General features: G+C 58.8%; 10 protein-coding genes and 12 pseudogenes. 12 read left to right on the top strand and 10 right to left on the bottom strand.

All coding sequences use genetic code 11. The features are described from left to right. Nucleotides 1-102 (bottom strand): annotated as a pseudogene (locus EVC45_RS47280) (IS6 family transposase); the annotation flags it as partial. A 104-nt stretch (nt 103-206) separates the two neighbouring features. Here EVC45_RS47280 and EVC45_RS40700 point away from each other — a divergent pair. Next, nucleotides 207-770 (top strand): hypothetical protein, encoded by a 564-nt coding sequence (locus EVC45_RS40700; protein WP_168991640.1) that lies wholly within the window; start codon nt 207-209, stop codon nt 768-770. Here the strand turns inward: EVC45_RS40700 and EVC45_RS40695 are convergent. The 4 genes and pseudogenes from EVC45_RS40695 to EVC45_RS40675 form a co-directional block, all read right to left on the bottom strand. Then, complete coding sequence (locus tag EVC45_RS40695) at nt 752-2,686, bottom strand: SMP-30/gluconolaconase/LRE-like region family protein (protein ID WP_129963750.1); 1,935 nt, start codon at nt 2,684-2,686, stop codon at nt 752-754. The genes EVC45_RS40700 and EVC45_RS40695 overlap by 19 nt on opposite strands. Nucleotides 2,687-3,104: 418 nt before the next feature. Continuing rightward, nucleotides 3,105-4,292 (bottom strand): annotated as a pseudogene (locus EVC45_RS40690) (IS3 family transposase). A gap of 338 nt (nt 4,293-4,630) precedes the next feature. Further along, a pseudogene (locus tag EVC45_RS40680) lies at nt 4,631-4,875 on the bottom strand (IS6 family transposase); the annotation flags it as partial. Between the two features lie 138 nt (nt 4,876-5,013). After that, entirely contained in the window at nt 5,014-5,358 is a 345-nt protein-coding gene (locus EVC45_RS40675; RefSeq protein ID WP_129963748.1) for a hypothetical protein, read from the bottom strand. 901 nt (nt 5,359-6,259) lie between these two features. Here EVC45_RS40675 and EVC45_RS40665 point away from each other — a divergent pair. The 3 genes and pseudogenes from EVC45_RS40665 to EVC45_RS40655 all read left to right on the top strand — a co-directional run bounded on the left by EVC45_RS40665 (nt 6,260) and on the right by EVC45_RS40655 (nt 9,079). Beyond that, nucleotides 6,260-7,263 (top strand): annotated as a pseudogene (locus tag EVC45_RS40665) (patatin-like phospholipase family protein). Next, nucleotides 7,260-8,776 (top strand): annotated as a pseudogene (locus EVC45_RS40660) (GntP family permease). The pseudogenes EVC45_RS40665 and EVC45_RS40660 overlap by 4 nt, the downstream one beginning before the upstream one ends. A gap of 81 nt (nt 8,777-8,857) precedes the next feature. Beyond that, nucleotides 8,858-9,079 carry a hypothetical protein gene (locus tag EVC45_RS40655; protein WP_129963746.1) on the top strand — a complete coding sequence of 74 codons (222 nt, stop codon included), beginning with the start codon at nt 8,858-8,860 and terminating at the stop codon, nt 9,077-9,079. A 70-nt stretch (nt 9,080-9,149) separates the two neighbouring features. Here EVC45_RS40655 and EVC45_RS40650 read toward each other — a convergent pair. The 3 pseudogenes from EVC45_RS40650 to EVC45_RS40640 all read right to left on the bottom strand — a co-directional run. Next, nucleotides 9,150-9,267 (bottom strand): annotated as a pseudogene (locus tag EVC45_RS40650) (IS110 family transposase); the annotation flags it as partial. A gap of 46 nt (nt 9,268-9,313) precedes the next feature. Next, a pseudogene (locus tag EVC45_RS40645) lies at nt 9,314-9,757 on the bottom strand (IS6 family transposase); the annotation flags it as partial. Continuing rightward, nucleotides 9,729-10,064 (bottom strand): annotated as a pseudogene (locus EVC45_RS40640) (transposase); the annotation flags it as partial. The pseudogenes EVC45_RS40640 and EVC45_RS40645, both read right to left, overlap by 29 nt. Before the next feature lie 545 nt (nt 10,065-10,609). Here EVC45_RS40640 and EVC45_RS40635 point away from each other — a divergent pair. Then, nucleotides 10,610-11,415 (top strand): annotated as a pseudogene (locus tag EVC45_RS40635) (IS5 family transposase). A gap of 246 nt (nt 11,416-11,661) precedes the next feature. After that, nucleotides 11,662-12,540, top strand: a complete 879-nt coding sequence (locus EVC45_RS48075) for a DUF3050 domain-containing protein (protein ID WP_129963745.1) — start codon at nt 11,662-11,664, stop codon at nt 12,538-12,540. Here the strand turns inward: EVC45_RS48075 and EVC45_RS40625 are convergent. After that, nucleotides 12,537-12,778 (bottom strand): annotated as a pseudogene (locus tag EVC45_RS40625) (IS5/IS1182 family transposase); the annotation flags it as partial. The gene EVC45_RS48075 and the pseudogene EVC45_RS40625 sit on opposite strands and share 4 nt — an antisense overlap. 43 nt (nt 12,779-12,821) lie before the next feature. Here EVC45_RS40625 and EVC45_RS40620 point away from each other — a divergent pair. The 3 genes and pseudogenes from EVC45_RS40620 to EVC45_RS40610 all read left to right on the top strand — a co-directional run bounded on the left by EVC45_RS40620 (nt 12,822) and on the right by EVC45_RS40610 (nt 15,532). Beyond that, nucleotides 12,822-13,504, top strand: a pseudogene (locus EVC45_RS40620) (IS6 family transposase). Nucleotides 13,505-13,594: 90 nt separating this feature from the next. Next, nucleotides 13,595-14,368, top strand: a complete 774-nt coding sequence (locus EVC45_RS40615; protein WP_306770857.1) for a sulfatase-like hydrolase/transferase — start codon at nt 13,595-13,597, stop codon at nt 14,366-14,368. 129 nt (nt 14,369-14,497) lie between these two features. Beyond that, complete coding sequence (locus EVC45_RS40610) at nt 14,498-15,532, top strand: IS630 family transposase (protein ID WP_129963744.1); 1,035 nt, start codon at nt 14,498-14,500, stop codon at nt 15,530-15,532. Between the two features lie 119 nt (nt 15,533-15,651). On the opposite strand, the gene EVC45_RS45930 is transcribed toward EVC45_RS40610, so the two are convergent. Next, nucleotides 15,652-15,813 carry a hypothetical protein gene (locus tag EVC45_RS45930; protein WP_168991638.1) on the bottom strand — a complete coding sequence of 54 codons (162 nt, stop codon included), beginning with the start codon at nt 15,811-15,813 and terminating at the stop codon, nt 15,652-15,654. A 21-nt stretch (nt 15,814-15,834) separates the two neighbouring features. On the opposite strand from EVC45_RS45930, the pseudogene EVC45_RS47270 reads away from it, so the two are divergent. The 3 genes and pseudogenes from EVC45_RS47270 to EVC45_RS40600 form a co-directional block, all read left to right on the top strand. Then, nucleotides 15,835-16,407, top strand: a pseudogene (locus tag EVC45_RS47270) (patatin-like phospholipase family protein); the annotation flags it as partial. Nucleotides 16,408-16,526: 119 nt separating this feature from the next. Further along, nucleotides 16,527-16,988 carry a DUF3734 domain-containing protein gene (locus tag EVC45_RS47265; RefSeq protein ID WP_248295450.1) on the top strand — a complete coding sequence of 154 codons (462 nt, stop codon included), beginning with the start codon at nt 16,527-16,529 and terminating at the stop codon, nt 16,986-16,988. Nucleotides 16,989-17,013: 25 nt separating this feature from the next. Next, a partial coding sequence (locus EVC45_RS40600) for an acetoacetate decarboxylase (RefSeq protein WP_248295449.1) occupies nt 17,014-17,577 on the top strand: 564 nt, incomplete at its 3' end.

Below are 17,577 nucleotides of genomic sequence, written 5' to 3'. Positions count from 1 at the left end.
GCTGGGTTTGTAGCGCAGATACCAGCGCACACGAAGAATGATCACCTCACGGTCAAAATGACGGCCGGCGAATAGCTCGTCCAGACTCTTCAGCTTGTTCATCGCGGCTCCTCAAATCGGTCAAGGCGACACTCTAACCGATCCTTGAGCGCTATTTGCACCACAACCATACCGGTCACTATCAGGTCGGCCAGTATCGGCCCGACATGTATCGCGCGATGGCGTCGCGGGTGGTGGGCGCGGCGCGCGAGTCGGGCGCCGTGGTCCTGATCGAGCCAGGCAGTCCAGTGGTGACGGACCTCCTGACGCGCTCCGTGCTGGAGGCCGCGCACGGCGCCGGACTGCGCACCCGGATCGTCGCCGGAATTTCCTGTCTGGAGCATCTTTGCATCGCGTTCGGCATCGATCCGTCCAGCGGGTTGCAGACCGTGCTCGCACAGGAACTCGTGGCACGGCGAATCAGACTGAGCGCCGGGCTCGATACCGTCGTCATCCAGCCCGGTTACTTCGACACGCGTTCTGGTCGCGCATGCACGTGTGAGAACGCTCCATCGCGTTTCTCGAAACAGGCGCGGACGACTCACCGCTGCAACCTGCGCCGATCGCCGTTGCGCCTCCACGATTCGATGCCCGTGAACATGAACACAATCGTCGAGATGTCAAAGGACGACTTCGAGTTTGCGCTTACGCTGAAGTGCCTTTTGGCGAAAATTTCACGAATCCCGGTCGAACCTCCTTATGGAACGCGCGATCAGGGAGTCCAGCGATAAACGGTAATGCTGGAGCCCTTGACATTGTTTTTCGTGACCACGTACTCGCCCGTCGATCGAAGATATGCCCTGACTCCGTACATCGAATCGACAGCGCTGCTGGCGTCCACGGTGCCGTTACTGGTGTTGACCAGCGTGGCGTCGAGATTGCCGGTAGCGAGATTGAAGGCATCGATGTCCGGCAGGACTTGCCCGGTGCCGCCGAACCAGTAGCCGACGAACAGGTAGCTGCCGACTGCGTCAATCGACTTGGCGCCGGTGTGGGAGAGGTTGATCACCGGATCAGGTGCGGTGGTGTTGCCAGCGCTCCAGCCGTGGTAGACCTCGATCCGCGTGCCTATCGATGTCCAGTCCATACTCCCGACGGCACCTTGTCCGAGAATCATGGTGTCGCTGTCCGCGAGGTAGACGATGCGCGTTAGCGGATGAATGCTCTTGGGAACGCGAATGGGGATGCCAGGTCCCCATGTAGGCTTGCCGCTGGCGTCAAAGCCGGCCAGCGGGTAGTGGTAGATGTAACCGGTCTTATTCAGCCCGGCCCACACGCCCCCCTCGCTGTCGATGCAGAATCCATCCCTGACCGGCGCGCTCGTATTGAACGCCGGACCTGGAAGCGTGGCATCCGGTATGGCGATGTAGCCATTCGCGGCGTTGAAGTGGAAAAAGTAGAAGGTATCGGGATTCTGCGCGGACGCCACGAGGATCCGGTTGGCACCGACGGCGGCAACTTGACTGAAGTGCTCGTCCCGCGCACGATCGTTCATGTTGACGCGCGGGTCCGACGGGTACGCAAACGGATCGACGGTGTTTGCGACGAAGGTACCTCCCGCCCGGCCGGTGTAGATATTCGTGCCGCCATAGAACAGCACCCCGTCTGTGGCCGGGTCCGGGGTGGCGATGCCCTCCAGGTTGAGGGACTGGAGCATCCACCGCAGAGCGCCAGCACTGTTATACGAATGAATGTCCGTGCCGCCGTTGCGGCCGAGGTCCCAGCTTCCGCCCCACGGATTGTTGAGGACATAGAGGTTGCCGGCGGTATCTTTGCCGATGCCGGCGACGCGGGTGAAGCGCTTTGCGCCGACCTGGCCTTTGATTCCCGTCGTCGTGTCGAGGTAACCACCCTGAATGCCGAATGTACTGGCCACGGTTGGCGTGCCGGCGACGTTGTAGCGCTTGATGTTCATGTCGGGGCCCTCGTCGCCGACCATTAGTTGCGCCGATGACGCATCATAATAGAGGGCCGCAGGCTGCGACCCGCTGGGCATCCGGATCGTGCTGCGCAGGGCGCCGGTTGGACTGAACTGGACGATGGTTCCCGCACTCTTCTGTGCGACCCAGATGCTGCCTGCGCCATCCAGGGCGAGAGCGCCCGGGCCCGAGACATTGATGTCCCGCTGCCAGACACCGTCAGTGGTGTAGATCCGAACACGACTACCATAAAAGTCGCTTGCATAGAGGAGTGAGCCCGCAGTGGCAAGTCCGGTGACGACATCGATCCGAGGCTGGTTGTTCGACGCACTGACCTGAATGAAAAGGTCGCGAATCCCAGTCCTGCGATCGTATCGTCCCACCGCACCGCTTCCGTACGAGCTATCGTACTGTAGTGCCGCGAAGACTGACGTGGCATTACCTGCAATGGCGCTGCCCTGAAACTCGCCGTGGGTGCCGATGGAGCCGATGGTGCGGCCGTTCTGGTAGATTGCGACGCCGCCCCCATACTCGTCCCACATGGAGGCCGTGTAAATCGCGCCTTCAGGCGCGACCCACATGGAACGCGCGGCATTGCCCACATGCGCGGCGAGCGTGCCATATGTGTTCGCCAGCCAGTCGGTGGTGTTTTGCGCCGGACCTGCCGGCGCAATCGCGGCGAGCGCTGCGAACAGGAGCGCAGCATGAATTCGTTGTTTCTCGACCATGACTGACGCTCGTCCGAGTATAGTGAAAGTATGGGTAAATGGCCGGCCCATAGAGATCGGCGCATGAGCGTTAATAAACAACGATGTGGGCGCTTCGAGCTTCCGAGTTGTCGGAAGCGAGAGCGCAGCATTTCCGATCATCTGGCGTTCCCGGTACGGCCGTGCACGCCATTCACGCAGAATGGCCGGCGAGTGATTCATAGCTGACAACCACGCCCACGTGCGGAGGCAGTGACCACTTCTGTTCGTGCCCGGATCAGATCGAGAACGGCCTGCAACCCCACGTCCGCCCTGCGGCGGCGCTGACCGTATGAACGGCCGACTTCGTCCTGAATCCGTGTTGAAGCGCAACCTGCATTTACTCGAGTAACGTGATTTGTGTCCATGATGACCCTGCCTCGTTTCCACGTACAGCAGATCATGCAGCGATCAACGCAGCCTCGTAGTCGACAGGGGTAAGAAAATCCTATCGAGGTGTGTAGGCGCTCTCGATTGTAATAGCCCTCGATCCAGTCGACGATATCCAGACGAGCCTGTGCTCGCGTTTCGTAGTGGACCTGATAGATTCTCTCGACTTTCAGGGTCTTGAAGAAGCTCTCCATCGGCGCATTGTCCCACGCATTGGCACGACGGCTCATGGAGATCATTGCCTTGAATCCGGCAGCCAGCTTTCGGTATGACCAGCTTGCATACTGCGACCCCCTGTCGGAATGTAACAGCAGTCCCGGTGCCGGTTTGCGTCGCCAGCACGCGCTGCGCAGTGCCTGGCAGACCAGCTCGGCGTCGATGCGCTCGGACATTGACCAGCCCACGACGCGTCGACTCGCCAGATCGAGAATCGCTGCGAGATACAGCCAGCCTTCGCCGGTCCTGACAAACGTGATGTCGCTGACCCAGGCGCGATCAGGCTGCCAGCCGTCGAAACGCCGATCCAGAAGGTTCGGCGCCACCGGCAGGCAGTGCGTCGAGTCCGTCGTGACCCGCCAGGCACGCCTGTAGACCGGGTGCAAGCCCTGGCGCTGCAAGCTACGCCGCACGCGCTCTTCGCTCGCTGCCCGACCCTGGGCTCGCAATTGCCGCACGATACGCGGGCGGCCATAGGTGCCGCGATGCGTGCGGTGGATGGCGGCTACTTCCGCATCCAGGACCGCGTTCGCTTGCGCCCTCGCGCTGGGTGGACGAACCCGCCACTGGCAATATCCGCTGCGCGAAACGCCCAGAATCTGGCATGGCCGGGTGACGCTGTACTGGTCGCGGTGATCGTCGATCCATGCGTACCTCACCGCGACCCCTTCGCGAAGTACGCCGTCGCTTTTGAGAGAATTTCGATATCCAGTTTCGCACTGGCGAGTTCCTTGCGCAGCCGGCTGTTCTCTGCCTCCAGTTCGCTGATCGGGCGCGTCGTACGCCCAGCGATCACATCACAACCACTCGTCTCGACACCGTCTTCGGAACCGCGGCTACGCCGGCTCCAGTTCCCTAACGTCGCCACTGGCACCCCGAGCCTGCGCGCCGCTTCATGCTGGCCCACTGTTTCGGCAAGCCTGATGGCCTCGACCTTGAATTCGTTCGTGTATTGCCGTTTCGGCACTGACTTTTCTGACATGCAACCCTCCGTACAAACAGGAAATTAACAAATTTCCTGCTGTACGCGATATCGAGGCAGGGTCCACTTCGAGATTGAGTTCGGGCGGCGTGCCTGAAGAGGCAGAGACGACTTGGCGCCGTATCAACGGCCCGGAAAAGATCAAGCTGCTGCTCGAAGGCATCCCCTTCAAGGACGGCGAACCGGTGCATCTATGTGGGAAAACTGCCACTTACCTCCAACCAACGCGATCGAGTCGACGTTCCGGACGGTACATCATCGCGCGACGCGTACGCGCAACTGCGCGTCGCGGCCGACGTTCCTCTGTCTGGCATTCAAGCTGATTGATATCCTAAGCTGAAACAGCTCACGATGAGCGGCATGAGATTGATCACCCAGTGGTGAACACTCGAATGATCGACCTCGATGCCCCGCTCGGCCATCATTTCCTCAGGATCCCCGCGCAGGCTCAACGAGTACCCCTCATACCAGCATACACACAGCAGGAACTCGTGCACTGGACAGTGCAGCCACTGCAGTACTTTCGCTATGCCGTGGGCAACGTCTTGCGGGGCGTATTCGTCATGGGCATCATGTTCGTCATCGGGCGGCTCTCGATTCTATCGCGGCGCTGATTGCGACACTGCCCGGCGATAGTGCTCACGTGGAGGACCGAGTGCAGCGCGTTGGCGTTGTCTGCCCGTAAGCGTCGTCAGCCCATCAGGTGTGACTGCAGCGTTGTTCAAAGATCGATTAACATCGGGTGCAACTGGATGTGCAGGATGACGAGCCAGCGCCAGGGGCAATCTATGGCAATGCCGGTCACCAGCCGGCTGTCGGCCGTCAGCGTGACATAACCGGCTTTTACCGCATTGTCATAGGCGCGTTTCGCGTCCGAGATGGCCCACGTCATGGCAAGGATTGCGGTGCACACCAGATACGCGAGCATGACCGCTGCGGAGACAGTGTTCCATGAAGGATGAAAGGCAAGCTCAAGGATGAAAGCGGCGATCTCACAATCGGTGATCCCAAGCAGTGCCACGCACCCCCATCCCTTGACTACCAGTGTGGTCTTCGTGTTCATCATTGGATCTCGAAAGATCAGCAAAACGATAGCTGCGCGCGTCACGCGTCGACATCAGCGAGGCTGAACATCTTGGTCCGTTCATTTGTCATGAGCTTGAGCGGTTGTGCCACATCCCGCCGAGTTTCCGAGGCGACTGACTGGCATGCGAAGGACCCGTGTCGCTCAGCCATCTGGAGAGACGAAAAAAACCCGTCTCACGGGTGCGCTGAATTGATGTCGCCGGGAGACATGGATGCAATGCGACCAATACGAGACCTAGTCACCCAATCCCTCTCTGCGTGCAATCGTCACACGATCAAGCGCCCGAATTACCGTTTTCTCAACCACGGGAACACCACCGAATGCAATGGCGCGTCCAGATACAAGCCGATCAGATCGGCACCCGTGGGCTCAAAGTCGGGATCGTTAGACACTACGGGTATCGAGACGATGCGGCCGGATTCGCGCTTTGCGCCAGATATGTTGAACCGTCATAAAGGGCATGTTCGGCCCCGGGGGCTCACCCTGGGTACCGGGTGCCGTGCATGAAGCTGTGCATGGGTGGCAACCTCGATCGTTCAGTGCACGATCCGCGACATAAATCGGGATTTACGGACGTACTTTGACCCGTTCGGCAACAGGTCGTAACGGTCAGAGCCCACATTCCTGCCCGAACTACGGATTGGCAGATCCGCATTCAGCGACATCATCGAAAAAGTGAAGAGCGAGGCGCACTGTACATGGATAGGACGGAGTCTACTGACAAGACCACTTTCGCCCGTTGATCTGAGTCAATGAAAGTCAATGACAAAGCTGACAGCGCAGGCCATTAGTACTACTTTCAAGGAGCCGGCAATGCCGTTGCAATCTATCCAGTTGTCGTCTTATAACCTATCTTGTGTCCAGACGATCTGCAAATGCCATGACCGATCTGTCCGTTACCCATTCCGCACCAGGCAACCATAATCCTTTGCTTGTCGATCTCGCGTTGCAGGGCGGCGGCGCTCACGGGGCGTTCACATGGGGGGGCTCGACAGGCTGCTCGAAGAAGCGCGATTGCAGATCGAAGGCGTGTCGGGCACGTCGGCCGGCGCGATGAACGCGGCCGTTCTGGTGAGCGGTTTCGAGCACGGCGGTCCGGCTGGAGCACGCAAGTCACTTGAGCAGTTCTGGCGGCGTGTGTCGGATGCGGCCGCTTTCAGCACGTTTCGCCGCATGCCATTTGACATGGTGGCGCGGCTCTTATCGCCGCATGACCTTAATCCCACCGCGTTCAATCCGCTACGCGGCATTCTGCGAGAGAGCGTCGACTTAGACGCGGTGCGGACCTCGCGCATCAAGCTGTTCACTACAGCGACGCATCTGCGCACCGGTCAGGGCCGCTTGTTCCGCAACGCCGATTTGGAGCCGGATGTGTTGCTCGCATCCGCGTGTCTGGCGACCTTATTCAAGGCCGTCGACATAGACGGCGAGGCCTATTGGGACGGTGGCTATGCGGGCAATCCGACCATCACACCGCTGATTCGCGAAACCGATTCGACCGATACGCGGCTCGTGCAGATCAATCCCGTGGAACGGTCCGAGGTGCCGCGCTCAGCACGCGACATCATCAGCAGACTCAACGAAGTGGCCTTCAACGCACCTTTGCTCAAGGAGTTGCGCATGATCGCGTTGCTGCACAAGGTAGCTGACGCCGGAACGGCTGAGGGCAATCGTTGGGCAACGATGCGCATACACCGGCTAGACAGTCCGGCGATGTCAACGCTTGGTTACTCGTCGAAATTGAATGCCGAATGGCGCTTTCTGACAATGCTTCACGATGAAGGGTGGCGGGCAGCGCAGGCCTTCCCGGGCTTACATGGCAGCGTGTTGGGCGAGCCTTCGTCGCTCGACCTCGACGCATTGCTCGACGGTATCTTGCAATGAGCGCCGCGGCGGCTTCGCCCGTAGCTCTCGGCTTTGGTCTCATGGGGATGCTGGCGAGCCTCGTGCTTCTCGTGTGGTTCGCTTATCGCGGCTGGAGCGTTCTTCTGCTTGCCCCGATTGCCGCCATGCTGGCAGCGCTACTCTCCGGCGAACCGGTGCTCGCGCATTGGACCCAAACCTTCATGTCGAGCACCGCGCGCTTTCTCGCGCCTTTCTTCCCGTTGTTCTTGCTTGGCGCACTTTTCGGCAAGCTGATGGAGGACAGCGGCTCTGTCGACGCCATCGCGCATTTCATGACCGAAAAGCTAGGGCCGAGGCGCGCCGTGCTCGCCGTGGTGATCGGCGGCGCTGTCGTGACATATGGCGGCGTGAGTTTGTTTGTGGCGTTCTTCGTGCTGGCACCGATGGCACAGGGACTCTTTCGGGCCGCCAATATTCCACGCCGATTGATGCCCGCAACAATTACCCTTGGCACATCCACATTCACCATGTCCGCGCTGCCGGGCACGCCCTCCATCCAGAATGCGATACCGATGCCGTTCTTCGACACGACGCCGTTCGCAGCACCTGTGCTCGGCGTCATCGCGAGTGCCTTGATGGTTACGTTCGGCTTATGGTGGCTATCGCGACAGGAGGCCGCCGCGCGTCGCGCCGGCGAAGGCTTCGAAGCGGCATCCCACGCACCTGCTAACACTGCTAACGCTGGGCTGGTGCGTGAACGGGCGACGGTGTCGCAAACTTTCGACCCAGCCGAGATCGGGCGCGGCTCGGTGAGTCCGCTCGTTCCGCCGATCGGCATTGCGCTCGCACCGCTCGTCGTCGTGGTGTGCGCCAACTTTGCGATGAATGTGATCGTGCTCCCTCGCATCGACGCGTCGTATCTTGGCGAAGCGCGTTGGGCGGCACGCCGCTCGCCGCGGTGAGCGGCGTGTGGGGCGTCTCGGTGGCGCTCGCGCTCGCCGTCGTCCTGCTGATCGTGATGAACCGTTCGCGGCTTGGGATGCTGCGCGAGAGCGTCGATGCGGGCGCGAACGCGTCAGTGCTGCCCGTTTTGAGTGTGGGAAGCCTTGTCGGCTACGGCGCGGTAATCGCAGCGTTGCCTGCGTTCGGTCTGGTGCGCGAGTGGGTGCTCGGCATCGGCGGCGGGCCGCTCGTGTCACTGGCCGTCTCGACCAATCTGCTGGCTGCGTTGACCGGCTCGGCGTCCGGCGGACTAACCATCGCGCTCGATGCACTCGGCGCCACCTATCTGCAACTGGCGGTGTAGCATCACATAGATCCCGCGCTGTTTCACCGCGTGGCCGTCATTTCGTCGGGAACCTTGGATAGCCTGCCGCATAACGGCGCGGTCGTGACACTTCTTTCGGTTTGTGGAACGACGCATAAGCAGAGCTATCGGGACATGGTGATGGTAGGCGTCGTCGGCGCCTTGGCGGCGCTAGCGGTCGTCATCGTGCTGGGTTCGGTGCTTGGAAGTTTCCAACGAAGATATTCGCGACAACTGATGGCCTAGCGTGTTGCCTCACGAGATGAATGATGTCACTCCCGGGAGTCGGGTGAAAAAGAGTTTTAATCTTGCTGAAGGATGCCGCTTATGAACGTGGTCCAGGACTACCGTGATTGGAAGCTCGACATTGAGTGCGTGCCTGCTGCTAGAATGTACACAGCTAAGGCTATAATCTCGCGGGTGCGGACAGACTGGGACGATGTGTACTTCAGCTACACCTTCAAGGATCTCGGTCTGTCCGACACGCCGAAGGGTGCGATGCGTTGGGCCGCTGATTGGTTGCGTGGGTGGATCGATGACAACGCATGAGTCACATTCAAAAGATCCCTAACTATCCGTCTAGACGGCACTGTAAACTTGTCGATCGGAGAAAGGGTTACTGCGCAGAGCTCCAAATCGCACGCGCATCGGCGGCATCCGATTTGTTACGCAAGACGAAGGTGCGTACCGAAGGGTGCGCAGATGAGCCTGACGCCGTGGCCGAGTTGCCGCAACTGGTTCTGTCGCGATAAGGATGGCAGGCCGAGCACGTTAGAGGATTGCCTATTTAACCAGCGAACAGAACTGAGCGGCTGCCTGCCCCTTGCGAATCATATGCATCACCTCAAGACCAGAGAGAATGATGTGCGCACACCGAAAATCCTTGAAGCCCATCATCGCTCTGATCATCCGTTTGATCGCTCGTTGGTCCTGTTCTACGACGTTGTTCAGGTATTTGTTCTGCCGGATCCTGATCGGGGTTTCGCGCTCGGCGTTGATGGCGTCAAGTGCGGCCAGATTCGCGCCACTTTTGTCGATAGTCACCGTCTCGGGTTCGCCATTCCGGGCGATCGAGTTTTCGAAATATCGCCGCGCCGCAGTCTTATCTCGATGCGCCCGCAGCAGGAAGTCGATGGTGTTGCCAGCCTTGTCGACGGCGCGATACAGGTATTTCCATTGGCCATTGACCTTAGAGTCGCTAACACAAGTCATCCACGAAGCGCGAACAGATAACAGCAGCAGCCAGGGAAAGTAACGCAACATGAATGTCGAGACGACGCTCGAAACGAATGCGCAGTTTGCCGAAACCGGCAAACCAGGCATGCGTGCGCTCGACCACCCAGCGATGCCGTCCGAGCTTCTCTTTACTTTCTACGCCGCGCCGCGCGATACGGGCCTTGATGCCACGCTTGCCCAAGTAATGCCGACAGCGGGCAAAGTCGTAGCCCTTGTCCGCATGCAACTTGCCTGGACGTTTGCGGGGCCGGCCGTTCAGGCCCGCCACCGCCGGAATTGCATCGAGCGTGGACTCGAATGCCATCCTACTGGTTGCAGGTTTTGATGTGATCGGTCATGTTGGGCTTTCGCGATGTCGTCAGGATTGCAAACGGTTGAGACGAGACTGAATTGAAGACCGGATTGAGGTGATAAAGGTTGAATGGGGCAAGGTACGCGTGAGCTGAATCACGACGCGCTGCGCCGGAACTGAAAACCTCAACAACGCTGTTCGCTGGTTGCTACCAGAGTAACTTCGGATGTCATAAGTGGTCTCCATCTCGTGGGGCGCATGGTTTTCGTACCTGACGACACGCTGTCAACGTGTCCCCAGCAATATCTCAGTATTGCCAATCAAATGCACCTATCCAAGTCGATAGGTTTTCGCTTTTTTGAATCCAACGTGCATATAACCGACATTTATCGCAGTAGAAATGTCCGTTGCTGAACACCCCTGACCGGATCCGTACGTGTCCAATTCGGGCATACGGCTCCTACCTCGGATGTTTGACGGCAACGCCCAGAGCCGTTAAGAGCCGCTAACACAACCTGGACATCCGGTCATGAAAGCCATATCCTGGCGGCATGGCCAGACGAAAAATAAGTAACGGGTTATGGGCGGCACTGGAGCCGCTGATTCCGGTGTTCACGCCTTCACCGAAAGGCGGCCGACGTCGAACGGTGGATGACCGCGCAGCCTTGGACGGCATCCTGTATGTGCTGCAAACGGGCATTCCATGGGAAGAGCTGCCGCAAGAGCTTGGCTTCGGCAGTGGCATGACGTGCTGGCGACGGCTACGGGACTTGCAGGCCGCAGGCGTGTGGGAGCAACTGCATCTCGCGCTGCTTCGCCGCTTGCGTGAACATGACCAGATTGATTGGGAGCGGGCCAGTATTGACGGCGCCAGCGTATCCAGCCCCCGGGGGGCCAGGAAACCGGCCGCAACCCGACAGACAGGGGGAAGCTCGGGTCGAAACGGCACATCGTCGTAGACGCATGAGGTATTCCCTTGGCCATCACGGTCACCGGCGCCAACCGGCACGACTCGATGGCATTCGAGTCCACGCTCGATGCAATTCCGGCGGTGGCGGGCCTGAACGGCCGGCCCCGCAAACGTCCAGGCAAGTTGCATGCGGACAAGGGCTACGACTTTGCCCGCTGTCGGCATTACTTGGGCAAGCGTGGCATCAAGGCCCGTATCGCGCGGCGCGGCGTAGAAAGTAAAGAGAAGCTCGGACGGCATCGCTGGGTGGTCGAGCGCACGCATGCCTGGTTTGCCGGTTTCGGCAAACTGCGCATTCGTTTCGAGCGTCGTCTCGACATTCATGTTGCGTTACTTTCCCTGGCTGCTGCTGTTATCTGTTCGCGCTTCGTGGATGACTTGTGTTAGCGACTCTAAGAGCCTTCATAAAAAATTCACTTGAAGATTCCGATAATTTTACCTTAACTACGTCGCACGTCAGGCACATCCGGTCGAGACGCATACCGATTGATCAATTTGTCCGCAGCCATACTGCAGTACCGCGGATGCGACTATCAGGCGTATGAAGATTACTGACAAGAGGCCCGATCTCTCTTAAGAGACCGCCCCGCTTGGATTCACAACAACGCCGAAACAAATCTGGGCGGGTGCGATATGTACAGCTTCGGGCAGGTAGAAACAGTTCGTAATGGCGTGGGAAATCGTCTATCTCCTGGCGTCAGGCGGATAATGACGGAAATCGGGCCGGTTCGGGATCGGCTCATGAATCACAAAATCTATTCATCAATTCGGAACGTTCAAGACTTACACGTTTTCATGGGATACCATGTTTTCGCAGTGTGGGACTTCATGTCTCTATTGAAGATTTTGCAAATTAAACTGAGTTGCACTTCCGTTCCCTGGACACCTACTCCTGACCCTTATCTGCGACGTCTGGTGAATGAGATCGTTTTAGCGGAGGAGACGGATGAAGACGGCAGAGGGGGATACAGATCTCACTTTGAACTATATAGAGAGGCTATGGCCTCCTGCGGAGCGGACTCTGAGCCGGTTGACGGATTTTTACTTCGCCTGCGCGATGGATGCCAGCTAAAGGATGCCCTTGTGCACGAGGGCATCCCAGCTGCTGCCGCACGATTTTGCATGAGTACATTCGACGTAGTCGACTGTGCGCCACTGTCTGCACTGGCAAGCACATTTACATTTAGCCGTGAGGACGTAGTCCCGTTAATGTTCAAGCAAACAGCTGATCGGCTAAGACTTGGAACGTTCCTCGAGTATAGGCGCTTTATCTTTTACCCCGAACGCCACATTGCAGTTGATACAGATTCACATGGGCCGATGGCATATGAGATGGTACAGCGCATTTGCGGGAACGATGATAATGCGTGGGCAGGGGCTAGTCGCGCTGCACGTATCGCACTCGAAAATAGATGCAATCTATGGGACGCGGCCTATAACGCGATTTCCCACAAGCAAACGGACGGCGCCGATTTTTTTGCGAATAGTACAGCGTCCATTAAGAGTCGCTAACACAAGTCATCAACGAAGCGCGAGCAGATAACGGCAGCAGCCTGGGAAAGCGAAGCACTATGAATGTCGAGACGCCGTTCGAAACGAATGCGCAGTTTGCCGAAACCGGCAAACCCGGCATGCATGCGCTCGACCACCCAGCGATGTCGCCCGAGCCGGTCCTTGCTTTCCACACCGCGACGGCAATACGGGCCGCCGTGATACCACGCTGCTTCAGATAACGCCGACAGCGTGCAAAGGGCACTGTCAGGTTGCTGGAGATGTGGTGGTAAAATGAAATGATGAAGAAGATGAAATCGCCTTATCACGGCCACCGTTTCCCTGCTATTGTCATCAGTTGCGCCGTCCGCTGGTACTTCCGGTTCAGCCTGAGCCTGCGCGACATCGAGGAGTTGTTGCTTGAGCGTGGCGTTGTGGTCAGATATGAAACGATCCGTTGCTGGTGCGACAAGTTCGGCGCTGGACTCGCTCAGCGTGCCAAAGCGGTGCGGCCCAAGCTTGGCAGCATCTGGCATTTAGACGAGGTATTCGTGACGCTGCGCGGTGAGCTGTATCTCCTGTGGCGCGCGGTCGACGAGCATGGCGCCGAACTCGACGTGCTGGTGCAAAAGCGTCGCGACAAGGCCGCGGCAAAGCGCTTCTTCCGGCGGGTGCTACGTTCAAACCCGGTGCCACGCAAGATCGTTACCGACCAGCTGCGCAGTTATCCGGCGGCGAAGGCGGATATCCCTGAGCTTGCTCAGGTAAAGCACGTTTTCGTCAAAGCGGCCGCACGCGTGAACAACCGCGCCGGGAACAGCCACCCGCCGACCCGTAGGCGGGAACGCCAGATGTGCGGGTTTCGCGAGGCGCATCGCACACAGGCTTTTCTTTCGTGCTTCGGCCCGATCCGTCAGCACTTCGCGCTATCCTGAAAGAACGTCTCGCAACATGGCATGGCTGGACCGTCTCAGACCCGGGTTGAGACGGTTGACTGATAAGGATAACTATGCATGTGCCGAGACATTGACCTACAGTACCCAACTTGACAACGCCGCCAGGGGACTACAACGATGTGATGGTCGCCCATGACGAGAACGTCGGCAGAATGCTCGGCAAGCTCGACGAACTGGGTATTGCCGACGATACCATCGTCATGTACTCGACAGACAACGGGCCGCACTACAACAGCTGGCCGGATGCCGGCATCACGCCGTTCCGCTCCGAGAAGAACACCAACTGGGAAGGAGGCTGGCGCGTGCCGGCGTTCGTCCGCTGGCCGGGGCAAATTACGGCTGGCACAGTGCTCAACGGAATGGTCACACATCAGGACTGGCTAGCGACTCTTCTTGCCGCTGCGGGTGTGCCGGACAACAAGGAAAAGCTCCTCACGGGACATAAGGCCGGAGAGAAGACTTACAAGGTCCACATCGACGGCTTCAATCTGCTCCCCTATTTGCGTGCCGAGGTGAGCGAAAGCCCTCGCGAGGCCTTTTTCTACATCAGTGATGAGGGAGACATTCTGGCGATCCGGATGAAGGACTGGAAGATGGTGCTGCAGGAGCAGCGATCGACGAGAATGCAATGCTGGGCAGAGTCATTCGTTTCGTTGCGAGTCCCCAAAATGTTCAATCTGCGGCGTGATCCGTTTGAGCGAGCCGACGAGAACTCGAACACGTACTGGGACTGGTTGATTTCGCACGGCTACCTGCTGTACGCGATGCAGGCGCTTGTGGCAAACCAGATTGGCGAGTTCAAGGCGTTTCCTCCGCGCCAGAAGCGGGCTTCATTTAACCTGGACGCGGTTTTACGGCAGCTGCAGGACTCGGGTGGGAGTCAGGGGCATTGAGGTATGAAGGGCGTGCGGGCATGGAAGGCGTCTATCGATGAACGCGTGAAGCGAGGAGTTTACTCATAAGTCAGGAATTTTGCGGACAGATGGCCTATGCTTGAGCGATAGCTACTGAGAGCATCGCCCATGAAACGAGATGGCCGGAGCCTGGCTCACAACACGCTCGAAGAGATGCGTATCCTTGCGGTTCAGCGTATGGCTGAAGGCGAGCATCCTAATGATGTTGCGGCGTCGTTTGGGATGCATCGCTCGTGGGCGTACAAGATCAGAGCGCAGGCGCGAGGCCGTGGTAATGGTGTGCGAGCGCTGCGATCGACCAAGGGCACAGGTCGTCCACGTACGCTCACTGCGACGCAGGAGCAGCGGGTAATGCGCTGGGTTAATGGCAAGAATCCAATGCAGTACGGGTTTGATTTTGGCTTGTGGACGCGCAATCTGGTTCGAGAGTTGGTACGACAGAGATTCGATGTCACACTCAGTCTGGCTTCGATCGGTGCGATGCTCGCGCGTCTGAACCTGACGCCGCAAAAGCCGTTGCAGCGTGCTTACCAGCGTGACCCAGAAGCGATCGAGCGTTGGCAGCGAGACACCTATCCGAGCATTGCCAGGCAGGCTCGCGAGCAGAAGGCGGACATCTTCTTCTGGGACGAATCGGGCTTCCGTGCTGACTCGGTGCATGGCAGAACGTGGGCGCCACGCGGCGAGACACCGGTGGTCGAGCGGCCCGGCGAACGGCAAAGCATGACCGCCGCGTCCGCTGTTAATTCGAAGGGGGCTTTCTGGTTTGCAACGTATGAAGGGGCCCTTAGCGACGAGTTGTTCGTCGAATTGCTCAAGAAGTTGATGTTCAATCGGGAAAAAGCGGTTCATTTGATCGTCGACGGTTTGCCAGCGCATAAGAAAGCCGTCGTTAAGGACTATGTCGCTAGTACGCAGGGCAAGTTGACTTTGCATTTTCTGCCCGGTTACGCGCCGGACCTCAATCCTGATGAACTGGTGTGGAGTCACGTCAAGCGGACCGGCGTCGCGCGACGCCCACTTCAAAAAGGTGAAAAGTTGGGCTCAAAAATTCACGAGCAACTTTCACAGATTAGGCGCGATCCGTGCCTTGTTCGATCATTTTTTCGGCATCAATCTGTCCGCTATATTTCTGACGTGTGAGTAATTACTGGCGGTTTCTGCCTAACGACCCCGATCGATCACAGAGTTGAGAAACCGCGTTTCTATGAGATGCTGCCGCACTGCGAAACCGGATTGCATGGCTCTTTACTGTCGATGACCTAGGGGACCTGGACGAAGGGCACGAATACCCCTTCAACAGGACTGGCGGCCAATCTTCCGGGGGTGAACTGAACCGGAACATGCAGAGCCGGCGAATACATGCCGCCCAACGCCGATGCGTTGCCCAAACCGACTGCGGTGAAGCTGGCCGCTTCTTGCATCGATAGCTCCATCGCTTACCAATGGGAGCAGCCATGGCACGCGCAAGAAAGACGGAACTTCCGAACGCCGCCGCGAGCTTGGGCCAGTTCGACCACACCATTCTCGTCCTGCAGGGCGGCGGCGCCCTCGGCGCCTATGAGGCCGGTGTATTTGCAGGCCTCACCGAAGCAGGTATTGCCCCCGACTGGATTGCCGGCGTGTCGATCGGAGCGATCAATGCCGCGTTGATTACGGGAAATCCACCGGAGCAACGCGTCGGGCGGTTACGTGAGTTCTGGAACCGCATGTCGGCCCGATCGCCGTTCGTCCCACCGGCGTCGCTGGATCCGATCCGGCGGATGTTCAATTTCATGAGCGCAGCGTCTTCGCTCGCACGTGGCATACCGGGGTTCTTTGTGCCGCGTATGCCACCGCCCTTCATGGCGCTCGAAGGTACCTCCGGCGCGGTAAGCTTCTACGACACTCAGCCGCTCAAGGCCACGCTCGAGGATCTGGTCGATTTCGATCTGATCAACCGCAAAGCGGTACGCCTTTCGCTTGGCGCCGTCAACGTGCGCTCTGGGGCCTCCGTGTATTTCGACAATACGAAATCTCGGATCGGGCCCGAGCATGTCATGGCAAGCGGGGTGCTGCCGCCGGGTTTCCCCCTGTCAACGTCGAAGGCGAGTGGTACTGGGACGGCGGAATCTCGTCCAATACGCCGCTGTGGTACGTGGTCGACCAGGATTACCGGGCGAGCGCGTTGGTCCTGCAGATCGATGTGTTCAGCGGCGCCGGTGAACTGCCTGGGAGCCTCAGCCAAGCGCAGGAGCGCGCCAAGGACATCCAGTTCGCGAGCAAGGCGCGTTACAACACGGCCCGCATTGCGGAGATCGAGGACCTGCGCAACGCTCTGCGCCGCGTGCTCGACAAGCTGCCGCCAGCACTCCAGTCCGACCCCGACGTCCAGAAGCTCGCCGGGATAAGCACGCGGGGAGCGGTCGCCCTTGTGCACCTCATCAACCGGCACAACACACAGTCATCCGATTTCAAGGACTATGAATTTTCACGCGCCACTGTGATGGACTTGTGGGACTTCGGTCAAAGCGACGTACGCTACTCGATTGCTCATCCGGAATGGCAGAGCGCAATGGAGGTCGCCCCTGGCATTCACATCTACGACCTCCCCCTGTAAAACCTCCGCAACAGGAGCACACATCATGACCGAAACCGAGGTAAAAGAGCGCGCCTTCGCGATGCCGCTCACGAGCCCTGCGTTTCCGCCGGGCCCGTATCGCTTCGTCGATCGCGAGTTCCTCATCATTACCTATCGGACTGATCCGGACGTACTTGCCGAAGTGATACCCGCGCCGCTGGAGATGACCGATCCACTCGTAAAATTTGAATTCATCCGGATGCCTGATTCGACCGGCTTCGGGGATTACACCGAAAGCGGCCAGGTCATCCCGGTCCGGTTCCAGGGCCAGGTGGGCGGCTATGTGCACGCCATGTTTCTCGACGATGAGCCGCCAATTGCCGGTGGACGCGAAATCTGGGGATTTCCCAAGAAGCTTGCATCGCCGCAATTGCGGATCGAAAAGGACACGATTGGCGGTGTCCTGAGGTACGGCCCGGTTCCGGTAGCAGTCGCGACGATGGGTTACAAGCATCGCGCGCTGCCGCACGACAGGATTCTCGCGTCGCTTTTGTCACGGATCGGCGTAATCGAGCCGGGGATGATCGGCGTAATGAGGCCACCTGGAATGGCCCCGAAACGCGATTTC

It is taken from the genome of Paraburkholderia sp. UYCP14C (assembly GCF_004197395.1).
In the GTDB taxonomy this organism is placed as follows: Bacteria; Pseudomonadota; Gammaproteobacteria; order Burkholderiales; family Burkholderiaceae; genus Paraburkholderia.
The sequence above is the reverse complement of the archived record's forward strand: the minus strand, read 5'-3'. Positions and strand labels throughout refer to the sequence as shown.

Coding starts and splice junctions, on each gene's coding strand:
- EVC45_RS40655 (WP_129963746.1), top strand. CDS start 8,858: ATGAACGTGGTCCAGGACTACCGTGATTGGAAGCTCGACATTGAGTGC.
- EVC45_RS40695 (WP_129963750.1), bottom strand. CDS start 2,686: ATGGTCGAGAAACAACGAATTCATGCTGCGCTCCTGTTCGCAGCGCTC.
- EVC45_RS40610 (WP_129963744.1), top strand. CDS start 14,498: ATGAAACGAGATGGCCGGAGCCTGGCTCACAACACGCTCGAAGAGATG.
- EVC45_RS40675 (WP_129963748.1), bottom strand. CDS start 5,358: ATGATGAACACGAAGACCACACTGGTAGTCAAGGGATGGGGGTGCGTG.
- EVC45_RS40700 (WP_168991640.1), top strand. CDS start 207: ATGTATCGCGCGATGGCGTCGCGGGTGGTGGGCGCGGCGCGCGAGTCG.
- EVC45_RS48075 (WP_129963745.1), top strand. CDS start 11,662: ATGTACAGCTTCGGGCAGGTAGAAACAGTTCGTAATGGCGTGGGAAAT.
- EVC45_RS45930 (WP_168991638.1), bottom strand. CDS start 15,813: ATGCAAGAAGCGGCCAGCTTCACCGCAGTCGGTTTGGGCAACGCATCG.